Below are 851 nucleotides of genomic sequence, written 5' to 3' on the forward strand. Positions count from 1 at the left end.
CTGGTGCTGGCCCTTGTCCGTGAAGTACAGGCCGTAGAGCTCGGCCTCGCCGCCGGGGGCGCCGTAGACGACCCGGGGGTGGAGGCGGACCAGGTCGCCGCCGAAGGTGACGATCACGGACTTGAAGGAGGCGTCGCGGCCGACCAGCGCGGTGTGCTGGGCGGCGTGCACCGCGGTGGCGTCCCAGTCCTGGACGGAGACGACGGTGAGCTTGGCGCCGTCGCCGACGAGGAACTCGACGTTGGCGGCGAGCGTGGTGTCACCGGTGTGGTCGAGGACGACGACGGCCTCGGCGAAGGCGCCGACCTCGATCACCTGGTGGCCGAAGGCCACGCCGCCCTCGCCCTGCACGGAGATCGTGACGGGCTCGGTGAGGACGGTGTCCTTGGGGATCGAGACGACCGAGGCCTTCTCGAAGGAGGTGTAGGCCTGGGCGGCGACGCGGTCGACCGGCTTGCCGGAGCGGCCGAGGCGGGCGTCGTCACGGCCGACGGTCTCGACGGTGACGCCCGCGGGGGCGCTGACCTCGACCTTGACGCCGCCGCCGTTCACGCCCTTTTCGAGGGCCGTGCCGTCGTGCAGACCGCGCAGGCGCTCCAGCGGGGTGAAGCGCCACTCCTCCTCGCGGCCGTGCGGCACGGGGAAGTCCGCCACGTCGTACGAGGCGGGGGCGCTCACGCGCGCGTCGATGGGCTGGCGGGGCCCGCCCACCTGGATGGCGCCGTCGGTCGTGCTGCCGGCGGGGGTGTTGTCAGCCATGGCTGTCGTCGTGCTCTCTTCCTGTCACAAAGGGTTCGCTGCTGCGGTCGGGGGCGTCCGTGCCCCTCCCCCGCCTCCGGGGCGGGGGGAGG

Annotated in this window: 1 protein-coding gene; it reads right to left on the bottom strand. The window is 73.3% G+C overall.

Annotated elements, in window-relative coordinates; genetic code table 11:
- Positions 1 to 759 (bottom strand): SufD family Fe-S cluster assembly protein (locus V7793_RS37950; RefSeq protein WP_336014313.1); only part of this gene is annotated, 759 nt, incomplete at its 3' end.
- Positions 760 to 851: the final 92 nt, after the last annotated feature.

The organism is Streptomyces sp. KLMMK, assembly GCF_036961605.1.
In the GTDB taxonomy this organism is placed as follows: domain Bacteria; phylum Actinomycetota; class Actinomycetes; order Streptomycetales; family Streptomycetaceae; genus Streptomyces; species Streptomyces telluris.